Below are 17,598 nucleotides of genomic sequence, written 5' to 3' on the forward strand. Positions count from 1 at the left end.
CGTTGCCGGTTCTGCATACAGATTATGCCTCACATGTCGGCTTTCGGCCAGCCGGAGCAGAGTTTCACTCCCCGGCACGGACACGGTGACAGGCCGCCCGCAGATACATAGGTTCCGCTAGTCCGTAGACCAACTACGTCGATCGGGAATGCGAATGCCATCAGCGACGACCACGGGCGTGGGGTCCGCACCTCTGGCGGGCATGCGGGTGCTCGACCTCAGCCGGGTACTGGCCGGTCCCTGGGCCGGCCAGGTCCTCGCGGACCTCGGCGCCGACGTCATCAAGGTCGAACGGCCGGGCGCCGGGGACGACACTCGATCCTGGGGTCCGCCGTTCCTCACCGACTCCGAGGGGCGGGAGACCTCCGAATCCGCCTACTTCCTCGGCGTGAACCGGGCCAAGCGCTCGGTGACGGTCGATCTCAAGACCGAGCAGGGACGGCAGATCATTCGCACGTTGGCGAGCCGGTCCGATGTCGTGATCGAGAACTTCAAGACCGGAACCCTGGAGCGGATGGGCCTCGGCTACGAAAGCCTGCGGGAACTGAACCCGCGCTTGGTCCACTGTTCGGTGACGGGTTTCGGGCAGACCGGCCCGCGTCGGCACCAGGCCGCCTACGACTTCGCGGTGCAGGCGCTCGGGGGTCTGATGAGCGTCACCGGGGAACGTGACGGCGAGCCCGGCGCGGGCCCGCAGAAGGTCGGTATCCCGATCGTCGACCTGACCACCGGACTCTACGCGGCGATCGCCGTGCTGGCGGCCGTCGCGCACCGGAACGAGACCGGCGCCGGGGACCACATCGATCTCTCCATGCTCGACGTACAGGTCTCGTTGCTGTCGAACCAGGCGATGAACTACCTGCTGACGGGGCGGTCCCCCCAGCGGCAGGGAAACCGCCACCCGAACATCCAGCCGCAGGACGTGTACCGGTGCCGGGACGGGCAGGTCGCGATCGCGGTCGGCAACGACGGACAGTTCCGATCGCTGTGCAGGGCGCTCAAGCTGGATGGCACGGTGCCCCGTTTCGCGCGCAACCGCGACCGTGTGCGCAACCTGCCGGAACTCCAGGAACTCATCGCGACCCGGCTGACCGACATGACCCGGCAGGAATGCGTGTCGCATCTCGAAGCGGCGGGCGTTCCCTGCGCGCCGATCAACACCGTTGCGGAGGTGTTCGACGACCCCCAGGTCGTGCACCGCCGGATGCTGCGTGAAGTGGACCACCCGTACGGTGTACCGGTGCCTCAGGTGGCCGGTCCGCTGCGGTTCCGCGACGCGGTGGTGCGCTATGACAGTCCCCCACCGCTGGTCGGCCAGCACACGGACGAAGTGCTGCACGCGATCGGCCTGGACGACGCGCGGATCGCGGAACTCCGTGCGCAGGGAGCGATCTGACCACCGGTCAGAACTGCCGTCGTGCGACGCGGGGGCGGGACGGCCGGGACGTCGGTCGCGCCGTTCCACGCGTCGACCGCTCGCGTCACGGGGCCGCGCCGGGACGGGGGTGCGATCTCGTCCCGGCGCGGCCCGCCGGTAACGGCACGCAGGCTGTGCCCTACGAGCCCGGCAGCGCTGAAGGGCGATCGGCGGCTCCCTACGAACCCGGCGGCCGGACGACGGCGTCAAGCCGCCCTCCGGTACAGCAGCCGCCACGAGCGCACGCGGTGCTCCCAGGCGGGCGGGCCTGCCTCGCGGGTGCGGCCGGCGGTGGACGTCGCGGGGTTGCGCAAGCTCGCCAGCTTGCGTTTTCCGGCGTTCTCTCCCGCCTCGTACACGGCGCAGAACTCCGGGCAGGACAGTCGGGGACAAGTGATCGCGGCGTGCCTGCGCAACCGGAACCCCGCCGGGTAGCCTCCTGTGGCCATGACCTCGGGGACGTGTACGGAGGTGTAGTAGCGGTCGAACTCCGCCCGCGCGCCCGCGTCGCTGTCCGGGCCGGCGTCCATGCCCACCACGAACAGGAACGCCGGCTCCACGAGCGGCACCCCGTGGAGGGCGATCTGGGTCCATACGAGGTTCCAGACCGGCCGGTCGTCGCTGCCGTCCGCCGCTCGCGCGGTAGCCGCCACCGCCTCACCCGTCGTAGGTCCGACCACGGTCAGCCAGCGGGGCCCGGCAGCGGCCGTCGGCTCACCGGCGACGAGTTCGTAGGCGGAGTGGGACCCGTCCACCTGGACGGGCGAGGTGTCGGCACCGATCCAGCACCAGTACCGGTCCGACGAGATCGGAAGGTGGGCGGGCAAGGTCGGCCTCCGGTGGTCGGACAGTCGTACTCGGGTCCCCGATTGTGCGACTCGGAAGGCCAGGTCCTCATCACTGAGGTCCCGCATGCCGGAACACGGCGCTCCCGGTGGGCATCACACGTGAGGGGTCACCGGAGTCGTTCGTGCCGCACACGTGGTGGAACGAGTTCCCGGTCCCCCGTGTCCGCGTACCGGCGGCCGATCGCGACGGCGTCGGTGTGTTCAGGGGTGAGGCCGGAGAGCGCGGCGGGACACGGGGGCGCCCGATCGAGACCGAGCGCCCTGTTTGCGAGGCGTCAGTACGCGGCGCCCTCGTCGAAGGTCGGGTACGGGTCCGGGGGCGCCGGAACGTTCACGTACGGGCGGTCCGGGTGGTAGCGCGAGAGCTCCGCGGTTCCCGTGGGTTCACGGTCGGGCAGGTACTCCGGCGGCAGCTGGACGTCCGGCTGCTCCTGTGTGGCCGCCTCCACCCAACTGGTGCCGTACGGGCTCATGAAGATCGGGTAGACGTGCAGGTGCCAGATCTTCCACACGCCGTCTTCGAGGATGAAGTCGCAGCCGTACTTGCACCACGCCCAGAACGCGTCGTCCGGCGGCTCGTTGCTGCCGAGCGAGAACGACAGCGTCTCGTGGCCCGGTGACACCCAGACGCCCTTCGCCGTCCGGAGGTCGTCCGCGACCTCGATGACCGGGGTGGTGATCGTGTGCATGTGCATCTTGCCCTTGGCGTCACCGTCGGTCCAGGTGTGGAAACCGGGGTAGAGCCGGTCAATGCTCCCGGGCCCCTCGTACACGCCCCACACCATCTCGGCACGTACGTCGGGCGTCTTCATGGCGAACAGCTCCAGGCACTCGCGGTGCATGTTGGCGGTGTGCCAGAACGAATAGCGCCCCATGAGGTTCTGGATCTGGTGCACCGCCTCCAACTTGGCGAGACGTTGTTCCACCGTCGTGGTCGGTTCGGTCATTCTGTCGGTACCTCTCTTGATCACTTGGACATGACTCCGCCGTCGACGGGCACATTGGCGCCCGTGACCCAGCACGATTCGTCGGAGGCGAGATGGACGGCGGTCGCGGCGACGTCCTCCGGCGTGCCCAGACGGCCCAGCGGCACACGGGACAGCAGCGCCTCACGGGCAGCGCCCTCCAGCGCGCCCGCGGACGCGGTCGCCGGGGTCTGGACCATGCCGGGCGCGATGGTGTTGGCACGGACACCGAACGGGCCGCCCTCGACGGCCAGTTGCCGGGTCAGGCCGAGCACGGCGGCCTTGCCCGCGCAGTGCGCCACCATCCCGAAGGTGGAACTCCCGCGGAACGCCGACACCGAGGCGAAATTGATCACCGACGCTCCTCGGGCCGCCACCAGATGGGGCCAGGCGGCCTGGACGGGCAGGAACACGACGTCGATCTCGCCGCGCAGTGTCGGCAGCCACTGGGCCTCGTAGTCCATCTCGGCGACGGATGCCATGTGCGGGGCTATGGCCCCCGCCGTCACCAGTACGTCGATCCGCCCGTGCCGGGACACGGCAACGTCCACGTAGCGCCGCACGCCCTGGGGGGAGGCCATGTCATACGGCGCGAGGACGTCCAGCGTCAGGTGCCGTTCGGCAGCCAGTCGTCCGGTCCCCGCGGCGGCCACCGGGTCGATGTCGCAGCCGACCACCGCGGCCCCCTGCGCCGCGAAGGCCAGGGCGCAGCCCCTGCCGATCCCCGCCCCGGCCCCCGTGACCAGCGCGACCTTGCCGGCGAGCCGCCCCGCGCCGAGGGAGTCCGCGGTGGCCGCCATCTCAGAACGCGCCCGGCACGATGTCCTCGCCGAAGGACTCGTACGGCTCCGGCGGCGCGGGCTCGTTGACATACACGAGGTCGGGCAGGTAGTTCCAGTGGGTCGTCGGCTTACGGTCCGGTGCGAACTCCTCGGGGAGCGGAGGCATGTCGTCGAAGTTCATGTCCTTGGCGTCCTCGGCCCAGCTCTTGTCGTACGGCGTCATGAAGATGCCGAACACGTGCAGGTGCCAGATCTTCCACACACCGTCCTCAAGGATGAAGTCGCAGCCGTACTTGCACCAGGCCCAGTTCGCCTTCATGTGCTTGGAAGTGGGGTTGTGGAAGTCCGGGCCGGTCTCGTGGCCCGGTGAGACCCAGACGCCTCGCGCGGTACGGCCGTCCGCCGCGACCTCGATGACCGGGGTCGTGAGGGTGTGCATGTGCATCTTGCCGGCCGGGTCGCCGTCGGCCCAGACGTGGAATCCGGGGTAGCAGCGCTCGATGCCCTCGGGGCCCTCGTAGACGCCCCACATCATCTCGGCCCGTACGTCGGGGGTCTTCATCGCGAAGAGGTCCACGCACTCGCGGTGCATGTTCGCGGAGTGGAGGAAGGAGTAGCGGCCCATGAGGTTCTGGATCTGCTGAACCGCTTCGAGGCGGGCGAGCCGCTGTTCGACGGATGTGGACGAGGTCATTCGTTTTCCTCTCGGTACTGGACTAACGGGTACGCCCGGGTGACCAGGCGAGTTCGGGTTGGGGTGCCACGGGGTCCACCGCCGGGGTGACCGGATTCGACACCGGCACGGTGATGTCCTGGGAGACCACATCGGTGTTGAGGCGGGTGACGACGGGCGCGCCCCAGGCGTTGTCCGTCAGATAACGGTTGAGTGCCTGGTAGGCGGCTGTCGAGTCGGCCGCGGAAGATGTGGCGGCCTTGTCGATGAGGGCGTCGGCGCCGGTGTCGGAGAGCTTGTAGGTGTTGAGCATGCCCGAGCCGGCGAAGTACAGGTTCGCGGCCGTGTACATGTCCTGGGAGAACATGTTCCAGACGTAGGCGTCGTACTTGTTGGACGTCAGCTCTGTGGTGAACTGGTTGAACGGGCCGTTGAACACCTTCAGGTCCACCGTGACGCCCACCTTCGCGAGCTGCTGCTTGAGGGCGGCACCGAGCAGTCCGTTCGGGTCGACGGTGCCGTTGTCGAGGACCTTGATCTTCAGCCCGTCGGCGTAGCCGGCCTTGGCCAGAAGGGACTTGGCCTCGGCCGTGTCGAAGGAGTACGTGCCGCCGAGGTCGCTGTCGTAGCCCTTGGCGCCGGTCGGGGAGAACTGGTCCTGGGCGAGGGCGTATCCGCCGTAGAGCCCGGTGGCGAGGGACTTCCGGTCGATGGCGTGGTTGAGGGCCTTGCGGACGTCCGGCTCCGCCAGCGGACCCGACGCGCGGTTGGCGAAGAAGAAGACCATCCAGGTACTGGGGGACTTCAGCACGCGGCGGTCTCCGGCCGCCTTCGACCCGAGCTGGGCGAGGGGCAGTTGGACCGCGTAGTCGATCTGGCCCGACTTGAGAGCGGCGAGCCGGGCGTTGTTGTCCGGCAGCACCTTGACCTGCACCGTCTTGAACCGGACCGCCGTGGGGCGGAAGTAGGCCTCGTTGGCGTCGTAGGTGTAGACGCTGTTGGAGACGGTGCTGCCGGTGTTCAGCTTGTACTGGCCCACTCCGTCCGGCGTGGTGTCCAGCGAGGACGGGGTCTTCAGGCCGTCGGGTCCGATGACCATGCCGAGTCCGTAGAACTGGGTGAGGGAGGAGACGGCGTTCGGGTAGGCGCTGGAGTAGTGGACACGGACGGTGTCGTCGTCCACGGCGTCGACCTTCGATATCGGTCCGACGGCGGAGGAGTTGGTGTTCGGAGTGTCGAGGAAGTAATCGATCGACTTCTTGACAGCGGTCGCGTTCAGCGTGGTTCCGTCGGCGAAGGTGGCGTCCGTGCGCAGCTTCAGTTCGAAGGTCTTGTGGTCGGCGCCGACATAGCGCCAGGACGTCGCCAGATCGGCCACGAACTTTCCGTCGGCGCTCTGGTAGATCAGCGGGTCGTAGAGGTAGACGAGGACGGCGCTCTGACCGTTCTTGACCGGGTTGAGGCTCTGCACCGTGCCGTTCATCCCGACAACGAGGCTGGTGTCGGAGCCGGTTGAGCCCGACGTGCTCTTCGCGCTGCATCCGGTGGCCGCAGCCAGCAGCAGGGCGGCTCCTGCGGCTGCGATGGCTTTGTTCATCGAGGCTCCTCGCACATCAGGCGGATCGGGTTGCGGGGTCGTCGGCACGGTGGCAGGCCACCAGGTGGCTCTCGCCGACGGGCACGGGTGCGGGCCGCTCGCTCCAGCAGACGTCGACCGCGTGGCGGCAGCGCGGCGCGAACGCGCATCCGCCCGAGGCCCTCGCCACGAGCGGCAGGGCGGCCCCCTGGGCGGCGTTCTTCTCCCGTCGCTCGCGCTGCAGCGCCGGGTCCGGCAGGGGTGTCGCGGCGACGAGCATCCGCGTGTACGGATGACGGGGGTGATCGGCGACCACGTCGGCGGGACCGTCCTCGACGACCCGGCCCGCGTGCATCACTGCCGTGCGGTGGGACAGGAACCGCACGACGTCGAGGTTGTGGGCGATGAACACGTAGCCGGTGGAGCGGTCGCGTTGCAGATCGCGCAGCAGGTTGACGATCTGGGCCTGGACGGAGAGGTCGAGTCCGCTGACCGGCTCGTCGCAGATCACCAGGTCCGGTTCGGTGATCAACGCGCGGGCGATGGCGATGCGTTGACGCTGGCCGCCCGAGAAGGCGTACGGATACCGCTGGGCGGCGTCGGCGGGCAGGCCCACCAGGGCGAGCGTACGGGCGACGAGTCCGTCGTCCGCGCGGCCCGCCGCGGTCAGCGGTTCGCGCAAGGCGTCGTACACGGTGCGGGTCGGGTTGAGGGAGCTGGTCGGATCCTGGAAGACGTACTGCAGCCGTGACGCGAGGGTCCGGCGCTCTCGCCGGGTCGCGTGCGTGATGTCCTGTCCGTGGAAGCGGACGGTGCCGCTCGCGATCGGGGAGAGGCCGATGAGGGCGCGGGCCAGTGTGGTCTTCCCGGAACCCGACTCGCCGACGATGCCCAGGGTCCGGCCGGCGTCGAGCGTCATGCTCACCCCGTCCACGGCGTGCGTCGTCCGGCGACGGTCGCGGAAGTCGACGCGGAGGTCGTCGACCTGGAGCAGACGGGGGTCTCCCATCTGACGGAGGTGGCGGTCCGAGGTCATGAGGAGACCTCCTGGAGAGTGTGGCCGGGAGCGAGCAGGAGGCAGCGCGCCGCGTGCGACGCGCCGACCGGCGTCAGCGGCACACCCTGGATGCGGCACTCCGGCGTGGCGACCGGGCAGCGTGGAGCGAAGTGGCAGCCCGTGGGCCAGTCGTGCGGGCTGGGGACGGTACCGGGAATGGCGGGAAGGTCCTGGTCGTCACGGGCATGGGTCGGGTTGGCCGCCATCAGCGCCCGGGTGTAGGGGTGGGCCGCCGCGTCGAACACGGCGTCGACCGGGCCGTACTCGACGATCTCCCCCGCGTACATGACCATCGCCCGGTCGCACAGGTCGGCCACCACCCCCCAGTCGTGGGTGATGAGGAGGATCGCCAGACCCGTCGACTCCTGGAGCGAGCGCAGCAGATGCAGGATCTCCGCCTGCACGCTGACGTCGAGAGCCGTCGTCACCTCGTCGGCGATGAGCAGCCTCGGGTCGCCCGCGAGGGCCTTCGCGATGGTGACTCGCTGGGCCATGCCCCCGGAGAGTTCGTGCGGGTACCGGCGGGCGACCCTCTCGGGATCGTCGATGCGTACCAGACCGAGCAGTTCGACCGCCCGGGCCCGCGCCCGTTCCTTGGACACGCCGCTGTGGTGGCGGACCGATTCGGCGATCAGCTCTCCGACGCGCCAGGTCGGGTCGAGCGCGGTCATGGGTTCCTGGGAGACATAGGCGATCGGACGGGAGGAGGGCCGGCCCTTGGCGTACGACGCCAGGAGGTCCTCGCCGTCGAAGGTGATGCTCCCGGACACCACCCGGCCGCCGCCGCGCAGGATGCCCAGGATCGCGCGGGCGACCGCTGTCTTGCCGCTGCCGGACTCACCGACCAGTCCCAGCGTCTCGCCGGGAGACAGGTCGAGGTCGGCGTCGCGTACGACGACCAGGTCGCCGCCCTTCCCCGGGTAGGCGAGGGTGAGCGCGCGCACGGAGAGCAGCGCACCGGGCTCCGGCGGCGCCGTCGACCGGGCGACCGACGGGCGCGGCTTCTCACGCCGTGTCAGCACACCCTGGTCCGAGCCGGTCCAGGCCGCGACCGTCGCGTCCCGCAGCCCGTCCCCGAGCAGCCCGAAGGCCATCACGGTCAGTCCGATCGCTGTGCCGGAACTGATCAGCGGCCACGGTGTCTGCGACATGACCTGCGACGCCTCGCCGATCGTCAGGCCCCAGGAGGCGTCCGGGGGTTGCGTACCGAAGCCGAGGTAGGCGAGGCCCGTCGTGATCAGCAGGGCGTGCGCGCTGTGCAGCGCGCACGGGACCAGGATCACGCCCCGGACCCGCGGCAGGACGTGCCGCACGATGATGCGTCCCGTGCTCAGGCCCGCCACCCGGGCGGCGTCGATGTACAGGTCCTGACGCATCGACAGGACCGCCGCGCGCACCACGCGCATCAGCGCGGGGGCCAGCAGGAGTCCCAGCGCGATCATCGTGTACAACAGGTGGGACTGGAAGACCGCGAGGACGACCAGGAGCATCACAAGGCCGGGCATTGCCATCAGGAGGTCGCCGGCCGTTGTGACGAACCGGTCGATACGTCCCGGTACGAAGCCCGCGAGCAGCCCGGTGCTCACACCGACGAGGATGACGACGACGAGCGCCTCTGCGGTCTGCAGCAGCGGGGGGCGGGCCCCGTAGAGAAGGCGGCTGAGGATGTCCCGGCCGAGTTGGTCCGTGCCGAGCCAGTGCGCCGCGCTGGGCGACTCCAGAATCCTGGAGAGGTCACCTGAGTTGGGGGGATACGGCGCGATCAGCGGGGCGGCGAGCGCGCCCCCCACGACGAGGGTGAGGAAGACCAGCGCCGCGAAGGCGACCGGGCGGCGGTGCGCCAGGAAGCCGAGGACGGACCGCCGGCTGGGACCGGCGCCGGAGGACGGGGAGACACTCATCGGATCGCCTTCACTTTCGGGTCGAGCCACCCGTAGGCCAGATCCGTCAGGAGGTTGACGACGATCACGCCCAGGCAGAAGAAGACGGCCGTGGCGACCAGGACCGGCAGATCGTGCTGAGTGGTGGCCTGGACCGCGGCACGGCCGAGGCCGGGCAGTGCGAACGCCGATTCCACCACCACGGTGCCGCCGAGGATCCCGATGAACATCGTGCCCATCGTCGACACGATCGGGATGGCGGCGTTGCGCAGGACATGGCGCAGCAGGATGCGCCGCCGCGAGAGACCGTCGACCCACAGGGACTCGACGAACTCCCGGCCCATCGCCTCGTCGACACAGGCACGTGTCTGACGGGCGATCCCCGCGACACCGGCGACGGCGAGGGCCGCCACCGGCAGGACCAGCGAGCGCAGCCACTCGTACGGCGAATCGCCGAACGGCACGTACCCGGTGGCGGGCAGCCAGCCCAGGCTTACTCCGAAGACACTCGCCAGGACCAGCGCCACCCAGAAGTTGGGCAGTGCCAGACCGAGCAGCGAGAGCACGTCGATCGCCCGTGCCGTCCAGCCGTGGCGGGTCGCCGACATGACACCGAGGGTCACCCCGGCGACAGTGGAGACCGCGAGGCTGCCGAGGGCCAGCGCCAGCGTCACCACAGCAGCCGCGCCCAGCTCCGTGGAGACCGGCTGTGAGGACATCAGCGACGTGCCCATATCGCCGCGCAGCGCATGTCCCAGCCATTGGCCGTACTGCTCCCACACCGGCTGGTCGAAGCCGAGTTGGCGGTCCAGCGTCTGGATCTGCTCGGGGGTGGCAGTGGCACCGAGGATGGCCGCGGCCGGGTCACCCGGGATCAGCGCGACGAGCAGGAAGGTCAGCGCGGACACCGCGAACAGCAGGAGGACTCCGAGCACGGCCCGTCGGGCGAGCATCGCCCCGATCCCGCCGGCCGCGCCACGACGGCGGGGTGGACCCGCGAAGCCGGGCGAGGCCGTCCTCGTGTCGATCGGACCTGCCGCGCCCATGCGCCTCCCCGGTCGGGGGCCCGGGGGCGGCCCCCCTGCGGCATGCAGCATGATCGTCATCTCCCTTCGATGGTTCGAATCGTCAGGCCGGCTGCCCGCCGGACGCGGGCACGGTCCAGGTGTCCTTGCCGTGCAGCAGGGACCGCAGGTCGGACGCTCGGCCGGTCCGGGCCGCGGTCACCTGCTCACGCACCAGATCGTCGTAGGCCTCGCGTCGCACGGCCCGGAAGACTCCCACCGGCACGGGCACCGGTACCGTGCCCTCCGTCGGGGTCGTGAGCCGTGAGAGAGCGAAGGCCTGGGTCGGATCGTCCGCCGCCACGTCGTGCACGAGCAGCGCGTCTTCACCCGTCTCGGCGACCGTGGCCACGCGAAGGCGTCCCGTGAGCGGGTCCCGTACGACGCCGTACCGGCCGTCCGTGCCGAACCGCACGGGCTCTCCGTCACGCAGGTCGAGGATGTGCTGCTCCCGCTCCCCCGGTTCCTTGAGGTGGGTGAAGGCGCCGTCGTTGAAGACCGGGCAGTTCTGGTAGATCTCCACCAGCGCCGTCCCGCGGTGCTCGGCGGCGGCGCGCAGCACGTCGGTGAGGCCGCGCCGGTCGGAGTCCAGGGCGCGGGCGACGAAGGTCGCCTCCGCACCGAGGGCCAGGGACACCGGGTTGAAGGGGTGGTCGACCGAGCCCTGCGGTGTCGACTTGGTGACCTTCCCCGGCTCCGAGGTCGGCGAGTACTGGCCCTTGGTCAGGCCGTAGATGCGGTTGTTGAACAGCAGGATCTTGAGGTTCACGTTGCGCCGCAGCGCGTGCACCAGATGGTTGCCGCCGATGGAGAGGGCGTCGCCGTCGCCGGTGACGACCCACACGCTCAGGTCGGGACGGGTCACCGCCAGTCCCGTGGCGATCGCCGGAGCCCGTCCGTGCACCGAGTGCATGCCGTACGTGTCGAGGTAGTAGGGGAAGCGCGACGAGCAGCCGATGCCCGAGATGAAGACGATGTTCTCCTTGCGCAGTCCCAGGTCGGGCAGGAAGGACTGGACGGCGGCGAGCACGGCGTAGTCGCCGCAGCCGGGGCACCAGCGGACCTCCTGGTCGCTGCGGTACTCCTTGGCGGAGAGGGGTACTTCGGACACGGGCACGCCGGCGAGGCCGTGCGGCACGGGTGGCGCGCCGGGCGTGGGCAGTCCGAGGTCGATCGCGGTCATGTGCGGGATCCCTTCTTCGCGGCGGTGTCGGCGGCCGCGTCGGATCCGGCCGTGTCGGCCTGGTGGACGGCGTCGGCGATCAGCCCGGCGAGGTCCTCGGCCAGGAAGGGCCGGCCCGTGACCTGGGAGTGGCCCACGACCTCGGCCCGGTAGTGCGAGCGGAGCAGGGAGGCGAGCTGGCCGAGGTTCATCTCGGGGACGACGACACGCTCGTAGCGGCCGAGGACGGCTGCGAGGTCGCCGGGCAGCGGACGCAGGTGCCGCAGGTGCGCCTGTGCCACCGGGAGCCCGCGTTCGCGCACCCGGCGGCAGGCGGCGCCGATGGGGCCGTAGGTGGAGCCCCAGCCCAGGACGAGGACGCGGGCCCGCCCGTCGGGGTCCTCGACGTCCGTGTCGGGGACGTCGATGCCGTCCACCTTCGCCTGCCGCAGCCGCACCATGCGCTCGTGGTTGTCCGGGTCGTAGGAGATCCCGCCCGCTCCGTCGGCCTTCTCCAGGCCCCCGATGCGGTGTTCGAGGCCAGGGGTACCGGGCACCGCCCAGGGGCGGGCGAAGGTCCGCTCGTCGCGGAGATAGGGCCAGAACGCGCCGGACCCGTCGGGCGCGTTGGGCTCGGTGGCGAAGTCGACCCGCAGGTCCGGGAGATCGTCCGGCTCGGGCACCCGCCAGGGCTCGGAGCCGCCCGCGACCGCCGCGTCGGACAACAGCAGTACGGGAGTGCGGTAGGTGAGCGCGATCCGGGCGGCCTCCAGGGCGGCGTCGAAACAGTCCGACGGGGAGCGGGGGGCGATCACCGGCACGGGGGACTCCCCGTTGCGCCCGTACAGCGCCTGCAGCAGGTCCGACTGCTCGGTCTTGGTCGGCAGACCGGTCGAGGGGCCACCGCGCTGCACGTCGACGACGACCAGCGGCAGTTCGGTCATAACGGCGAGGCCGAGGATCTCGCTCTTGAGGGCCAGGCCGGGCCCCGAGGTGGAGGTCACCCCGAGCCCGCCGCCGAAGGCCGCGCCGAGGGCCGCGCCGATCCCCGCGATCTCGTCCTCGGCCTGCACGGTCAGCACCCCGAACTCCTTGTGCCGGGCGAGCTCGTGAAGGATGTCGGAGGCGGGAGTGATCGGGTAGCTGCCCAGCAGCAGCGGCAGCCCGGAGCGTTCGCCCGCGGCGATCAGTCCGAGCGCCAGCGCGGTGTTGCCGGTGATGCGGCGGTACGTTCCCGCGGGCAGCGCGGCCGGCGCGATCTCGTAGGCGGTGACGAACGACTCGGTGGTCTCCCCGTAGTTCCACCCCGCCCGGAGGGCCAGTATGTTCGCTTCGGCGAGCTCCGGTCGGTCGGCGAACCTGCGGCGCAGGAAGGCCTCGGTGCCGTCCACGGGGCGGCTGTACATCCAGGACAGCAGGCCGAGCGCGAACATGTTCCTGGCCCGCTCGGACTCCTTCCGTGACAGGCCGGTCTCCGCGAGGGCGCCCTGGGTCAGCCGGCTCATGGGGACGGGGTGCACCTGGAAGCGGTCCAGTTCGCCGCTCTCCAGGGGAGACCGGTCGTATCCGGCTCGCTTGAGGCCGCGCCCGGTGAACTCGTCGGTGTCGACGATGACCGTCGCACCGGGCGACAGGTCGGCGGAGTTGGCCATCAGCGCCGCCGGGTTCATCGCGACGAGCACGTCGGGCCGGTCGCCCGCCGTGAGGATGTCGTAGTCGGCGAAGTGCACCTGGAACGACGAGACACCGGCGACACTGCCCTGGGGTGCGCGGATCTCGGCGGGGAAGTCGGGGCGGGTCGCCAGGTCGTTGCCGAACAGCGCGGTTTCGGCCGAGAGACGGTCGCCGGCCAGTTGCATGCCGTCACCGGAGTCTCCCGCGATGCGGATGACGACGCGCTTCAGGCGTGTGGTGGTTGCGTTCACGTGATCTCGCCTCGGAGAGGGAACGGGGTTCGTGGGTGGCCCCCCGCCGCCGGGCATCGGGTGCGGCGGGGGCCACGGCCAGCAGTGGAACATCGCGTCAAGCCCCGGGGAATACGTCAAGACGATCACCGTCGTCAATGGCTGCCATCGGCCGGGCCGGTCGCCGGCCCCCTCACGGAATGAACTCCGCAGGTCAGCTACAGAGGATGCGAGACGGGGCGTTCTTTTCGCATTTCGCGATACAGCCGTCATGTCGGATCTTTCTACTAGGAGTGCTGCTGCCTCCCATCGGGACAGGCGATGTTCCCGCCCCTTGGCACGCGCTCATGCCCTATGACATCTCTGGTAGCTCAGCGGACGCCTCCGACCAGGCGTGCCCCGGAACGAGCAGTACCTCGGACAAGGAGGCCATCTGTGCACCCCAGCCCAGCCGCCGGCACCGACACCGACGTCATCGTGATCGGCGGCGGCGGAGCGGGCCCCGCCGCCGCGCTCGCCGCTCAGGACAGCGGCGCACGTCGTGTGCTGCTCGTCGAGGAGCGCGCGAAGATCGGTGGCAACGCGGCGTTCGCGACCGGCCTCTACGCCTGCGAGAGCCGCCAGCAACGCGACAAGATCGTCGATGTCCCCGCCGACGACGTGTTCCGCACCGCCATGGAGTGGCACCACCACGAGCGCGTCGACCCACGCATCCTGCGCGCCATCCTGAACAGGTCGGGGCAGACCATCGAGTGGCTCACCGAGAAGAGCGGCGTCCCGTTCACCATCGCGGTCGAGTACAAGATGTCGTACGACCATGCGCCCACCTGGCACGTGCCGGCCCGGCCCGAGGGCAGGAACGGGCACAACCTGGTCAAGTTCAGCCTCGTCGTGAGGGCCTTGGGCGAAGCCTTCGAGAAGGCCGGGGGCGAGATCTGGACCGGTACGCGCGCCACCGCCCTGCGCACCGACGCCGACGGCGCCGTCACCGGTGTCGTGGTCGAGCGGGAGGGAACCGAGACCGTGGTCGGCGCCAGGGCGGTCGTCCTCGCCTCCGGTGGCTTCCACGGCAACCCTGAGCTGATGAAGAAGTACTTCTACTTCTACGACGAGTCGATCGGCGGCTTCCGCGTTCCCATGGCCGGCGACGGAGTACGCATGGCGGCGGAGACCGGTGTGCGCCTCGAACCGCACGCCACGCTCATCAAGGAGACCTGCTCCAGCAGCGACAGCCCCGGTGAGTTCTGCCTGGGCTCGGCCACCCGGCAGCCCAACACCGTCTGGGTCAACCGCCTCGGCCGGCGCTTCAGCTCCGAGGCCGTCGCCATCCACCTCCAGACCGGCAGCAACCCGCTGCTGCGCCAGCCCGGCATGGCGGGCTTCGCGCTCTACGACGACGCGATGGTCGACGACGCCGACACCGACGGCTGGATCCTGCCGCGCGCCCCCCTTCGCCCCGTCACCCTGCGCAAACACCTGGAAACCGCCACCGGTAAAGGTGACTGGGCGGTCACCGCGCACGACTGGGCCGGGATCGCCGAATGGATCGGAGCCCCGGCAGGGGAACTGGAGGCGACGGTCGCCGAGTACAACGCGCACTGCGCCCGGGGTTACGACGCGACCTTCGTCAAGGACCGCCGCTATCTTCGTCCGCTCCTCCAACCACCGTTCCATGCGATCAAGTTCGGCCCGATGATCATCGACACGGCCGGCCCCGTCCGGGTGGACGAGCGGATGCGAGCGATCGGAGAGGACTACACACCGGTACCGGGCCTGTACGTCGCGGGCTCGCTGGCCTCCGGCTGGATAGGTACCGACTACTGCGGCCAGCACCTCTTCGGCCTGGCCCTGGCCTTCGCGGTCAACTCAGGACGCATCGCCGGAGAAAACGCCGGCCGGCTCGTCAGGGAGGAGGACCGCGGATGAGCGACGTCGTCGTCATAGGGACAGGGTGTGCCGGGCTGGCCGCCGCCGTGTCCGCCGCCGAGGCGGGGGCCCGCGTCACCGCCCTGGAGAAGACCGGCCGCATCGGCGGCGCCATCCGCGGCGGCGCCGGCCTGTTCGCCGTCGAGACCCGGATGCAGCGCGACCGCCAGATCGCCCTCACCCGCGACGAGGCGTTCCACCGGCTCATGGAACATGCCCAGTGGCGCACCGACGCACGCCTCGTCTCCGCGTACGTCAATCAGTCCGCCGACACCGTCGAGTGGCTGGCTGCCATGGGGGTGGAGTTCAGCGACGTGGTCGCCTACTACCTGGGCGCGGAGCCCACCTGGCACTACCGCGAACCGGACAGCCCGGAGATCACCGCGGTCCTGGAAGGACGTGCCCGCGCGCTCGGGGTCGCCTTCCACACGTCCAGCCGGGCCACGCGGCTGCTGGTCGAGGACGGCTCCGTCACCGGAGTCGAGTACACGACCGCGGACGGCGTCACACACCGGCCGCCCGCCGGCGCCGTCGTCCTCGCCACCGGCGGGTTCGGAGGTTCCCGCGCGCTCATCGAACAGCACACCGGTTACCGTCACGGCCAGGACCTGTTCTCCTTCGCCTTCCCCGAACTCACCGGTGACGGAATCGAGATGGCGCTGTCCGCGGGCGCCGCCCCGACGGACACCATGGTGGAGACGTACGTCTGCCTCCCCGAGCCCTACTGGGGTCCGGGAGGCACTCCGGTCGAACTCGGCTCCTTCCGGCAGCCCAACCTCATGGTCAACCACAACGGCGAGCGCTTCATGGACGAGTCGACCATGCGTCACCCCGGCTACGCGGCCAACGCCGTTCACCGCCAGCCGGGCGGCCACGGGTACATGATCCTGACCTCGGACATCAACTCCCGTTACGAGCGGCATGGGTGGGACTTCCTGATGTCCAAGCTGCCCGTGACCCGGCCGGACGACTTCGACGGTGCCGTCGGCAAGGCCGTCGCCGAGGGTTTCCCGCACGTCTTCCGTGCAGGATCGCTCGCGGAACTCGCCGACCTCACGGGTATCGACGAGGCCGGGCTGGCCGTGACGGCCGACGCGTACAACCATGCCTGCTGGACCGGCCGCGACTCCCTCATGTTCAAACAGGGCCGATACCTCCACCCGCTGGAGGGCGGAACCTACTACGCGGCGCGCTTCTACGTCGGCGGCTACGGCACCGTCGGCGGGTTCGCGGTCGACGACCATGGCAGGGCGCTCGACAGGGACGCCAACCCGGTCGCGGGGCTGTACGGCGCGGGCCGTGACGTCAACACCCTGTACGGCGGCACGTATCCCTTCGTCATGGCGGGCAACAGCACGTCGTTCAGTTACAACTCGGGCCGTATCGCCGGCCGTACGGCGGCAGCCGGATAACGTGCAGCAGCTGCCCGACGAAAATGCGGGTCGGGCATGTGCCCGTGGGTCGTCGGCGAGTTGTCCGGGGGGCGGAGTGCCGGGGCGCCGGGCGGCCTGATCCCGCGCCGCCCGGCGCCGACGGTGCGGTCAGAGACTGAAGACCCGTCGTGCGTTGCCGGCCAGGAACAACTCCCTGGTCTCCTCGTCCAGGCCGAGACCGTCGAGGTGCTCAAGGGCCTGGGCGGGAGTGATCATGGGGTAGTTGGTGCCGAACAGCACCTTCCGGCGCCCCCGGCCGCGCAGGTACTCCACCAGTTCACGCGGATAGCGCCGAGCGGTGTAGGCGCTGGTGTCGATGTAGACGTTGGCGTGCTTGTCGGCCACCGCGATCATCTCCGTGGTCCACGGATAGCCGATGTGGCCGCACACGATGGCCAGTTCGGGGAAGTCCAGCGCGACCTGGTCGATGTACGGGATGGGGCGGCCGGTCTCGGACGGGCGCATCGGACCAGTGTGACCGACCTGGGTACAGAAGGGGATGCCGAGGTCTACGCAGGCCGCGTAGAGCGGGTAGTACAGTCGGTCGGTCGGCGGCAGCTGCCACAGCCAGGGCGCCACCCGCAGGGCTACGAAGCCGAGTTCCTGCACCGCGCGGCGCAGTTCCCGCACCGCCTCGACCGGCCGCGTGAGGTCCGCCCCCGCGACCCCTCGAAGCCGTCCGCCGGACTGGGCGACGAACTCCGCCACCTCGTCGTTGCCGATCAGCGGCCCCTCCGGTCCGTACCAGGCCGCCGACAGCCCCAGCTCGACGTCCGCCGCGGTCATCGCGGCCACCGTGGCCTCGACCGGCAGCGGCTCCTCCAGCAGCCCTCGTCCCGTCCAACGGCGCAAGGACTCGAACATCTCGTGATTCGAGTGACGCAGCGTGGGGTGCTGCATCCACGCATCGA

The 17,598-nt window shown here is 70.2% G+C and carries 14 protein-coding genes; 3 read left to right on the top strand and 11 right to left on the bottom strand.

Annotated features, from left to right (window positions below; all coding sequences use genetic code 11):
- Positions 1–178 precede the first annotated feature (178 nt).
- Positions 179–1,396 (top strand): CaiB/BaiF CoA transferase family protein, encoded by a 1,218-nt coding sequence (locus tag OG496_RS10215; RefSeq protein WP_405970532.1) that lies wholly within the window; start codon positions 179–181, stop codon positions 1,394–1,396.
- Between the two features lie 227 nt (positions 1,397–1,623).
- On the opposite strand, the gene OG496_RS10220 is transcribed toward OG496_RS10215, so the two are convergent.
- From OG496_RS10220 to OG496_RS10265, 10 genes are all read right to left on the bottom strand, one after another.
- Positions 1,624–2,244 carry a hypothetical protein gene (locus OG496_RS10220; RefSeq protein WP_405970533.1) on the bottom strand — a complete coding sequence of 207 codons (621 nt, stop codon included), beginning with the start codon at positions 2,242–2,244 and terminating at the stop codon, positions 1,624–1,626.
- Positions 2,245–2,540: 296 nt separating this feature from the next.
- Positions 2,541–3,212, bottom strand: a complete 672-nt coding sequence (locus OG496_RS10225; RefSeq protein ID WP_405970534.1) for a nuclear transport factor 2 family protein — start codon at positions 3,210–3,212, stop codon at positions 2,541–2,543.
- Between the two features lie 20 nt (positions 3,213–3,232).
- Positions 3,233–4,030 (bottom strand): SDR family NAD(P)-dependent oxidoreductase, encoded by a 798-nt coding sequence (locus OG496_RS10230; RefSeq protein WP_405970535.1) that lies wholly within the window; start codon positions 4,028–4,030, stop codon positions 3,233–3,235.
- Between the two features lies 1 nt (position 4,031).
- The gene (locus OG496_RS10235) at positions 4,032–4,706 is read right to left on the bottom strand and encodes a nuclear transport factor 2 family protein (RefSeq protein ID WP_405970536.1); all 675 of its coding nucleotides are present in this window, start codon (positions 4,704–4,706) and stop codon (positions 4,032–4,034) included.
- 22 nt (positions 4,707–4,728) lie between these two features.
- On the bottom strand, positions 4,729–6,282 hold the full coding sequence (locus OG496_RS10240; RefSeq protein WP_405970537.1) for an ABC transporter substrate-binding protein: 1,554 nt from the start codon (positions 6,280–6,282) through the stop codon (positions 4,729–4,731).
- Between the two features lie 16 nt (positions 6,283–6,298).
- Positions 6,299–7,297, bottom strand: coding sequence for an oligopeptide/dipeptide ABC transporter ATP-binding protein (locus OG496_RS10245; RefSeq protein WP_405970538.1), 999 nt, complete (start codon positions 7,295–7,297; stop codon positions 6,299–6,301).
- Positions 7,294–9,219 (bottom strand): dipeptide/oligopeptide/nickel ABC transporter permease/ATP-binding protein, encoded by a 1,926-nt coding sequence (locus OG496_RS10250; RefSeq protein ID WP_405970539.1) that lies wholly within the window; start codon positions 9,217–9,219, stop codon positions 7,294–7,296. The genes OG496_RS10245 and OG496_RS10250 overlap by 4 nt, the downstream gene beginning before the upstream one ends.
- A complete protein-coding gene (locus tag OG496_RS10255) occupies positions 9,216–10,244 on the bottom strand; it encodes an ABC transporter permease (RefSeq protein WP_405970540.1) in 1,029 nt (342 codons plus the stop codon). Before OG496_RS10255 ends, OG496_RS10250 begins: the two co-directional genes overlap by 4 nt.
- An 82-nt stretch (positions 10,245–10,326) precedes the next feature.
- On the bottom strand, positions 10,327–11,445 hold the full coding sequence (locus OG496_RS10260) for a 2-oxoacid:ferredoxin oxidoreductase subunit beta (protein WP_405970541.1): 1,119 nt from the start codon (positions 11,443–11,445) through the stop codon (positions 10,327–10,329).
- Positions 11,442–13,442: a 2-oxoacid:acceptor oxidoreductase subunit alpha gene (locus tag OG496_RS10265; protein ID WP_405976598.1), complete on the bottom strand. Its 2,001-nt coding sequence runs from the start codon at positions 13,440–13,442 to the stop codon at positions 11,442–11,444. Before OG496_RS10265 ends, OG496_RS10260 begins: the two co-directional genes overlap by 4 nt.
- A 321-nt stretch (positions 13,443–13,763) precedes the next feature.
- On the opposite strand from OG496_RS10265, the gene OG496_RS10270 reads away from it, so the two are divergent.
- Positions 13,764–15,254, top strand: coding sequence for an FAD-dependent oxidoreductase (locus tag OG496_RS10270; RefSeq protein ID WP_405970542.1), 1,491 nt, complete (start codon positions 13,764–13,766; stop codon positions 15,252–15,254).
- Entirely contained in the window at positions 15,251–16,666 is a 1,416-nt protein-coding gene (locus OG496_RS10275; RefSeq protein ID WP_405970543.1) for an FAD-dependent oxidoreductase, read from the top strand. The genes OG496_RS10270 and OG496_RS10275 overlap by 4 nt, the downstream gene beginning before the upstream one ends.
- Positions 16,667–16,795: 129 nt before the next feature.
- Here the strand turns inward: OG496_RS10275 and OG496_RS10280 are convergent, their stop codons facing one another.
- Positions 16,796–17,551 (bottom strand): amidohydrolase family protein, encoded by a 756-nt coding sequence (locus OG496_RS10280; RefSeq protein WP_405970544.1) that lies wholly within the window; start codon positions 17,549–17,551, stop codon positions 16,796–16,798.
- Positions 17,552–17,598 lie beyond the last annotated feature (47 nt).

This window comes from Streptomyces sp. NBC_00988 (assembly GCF_045162645.1).
Taxonomy (GTDB): Bacteria; Actinomycetota; Actinomycetes; order Streptomycetales; family Streptomycetaceae; genus Streptomyces.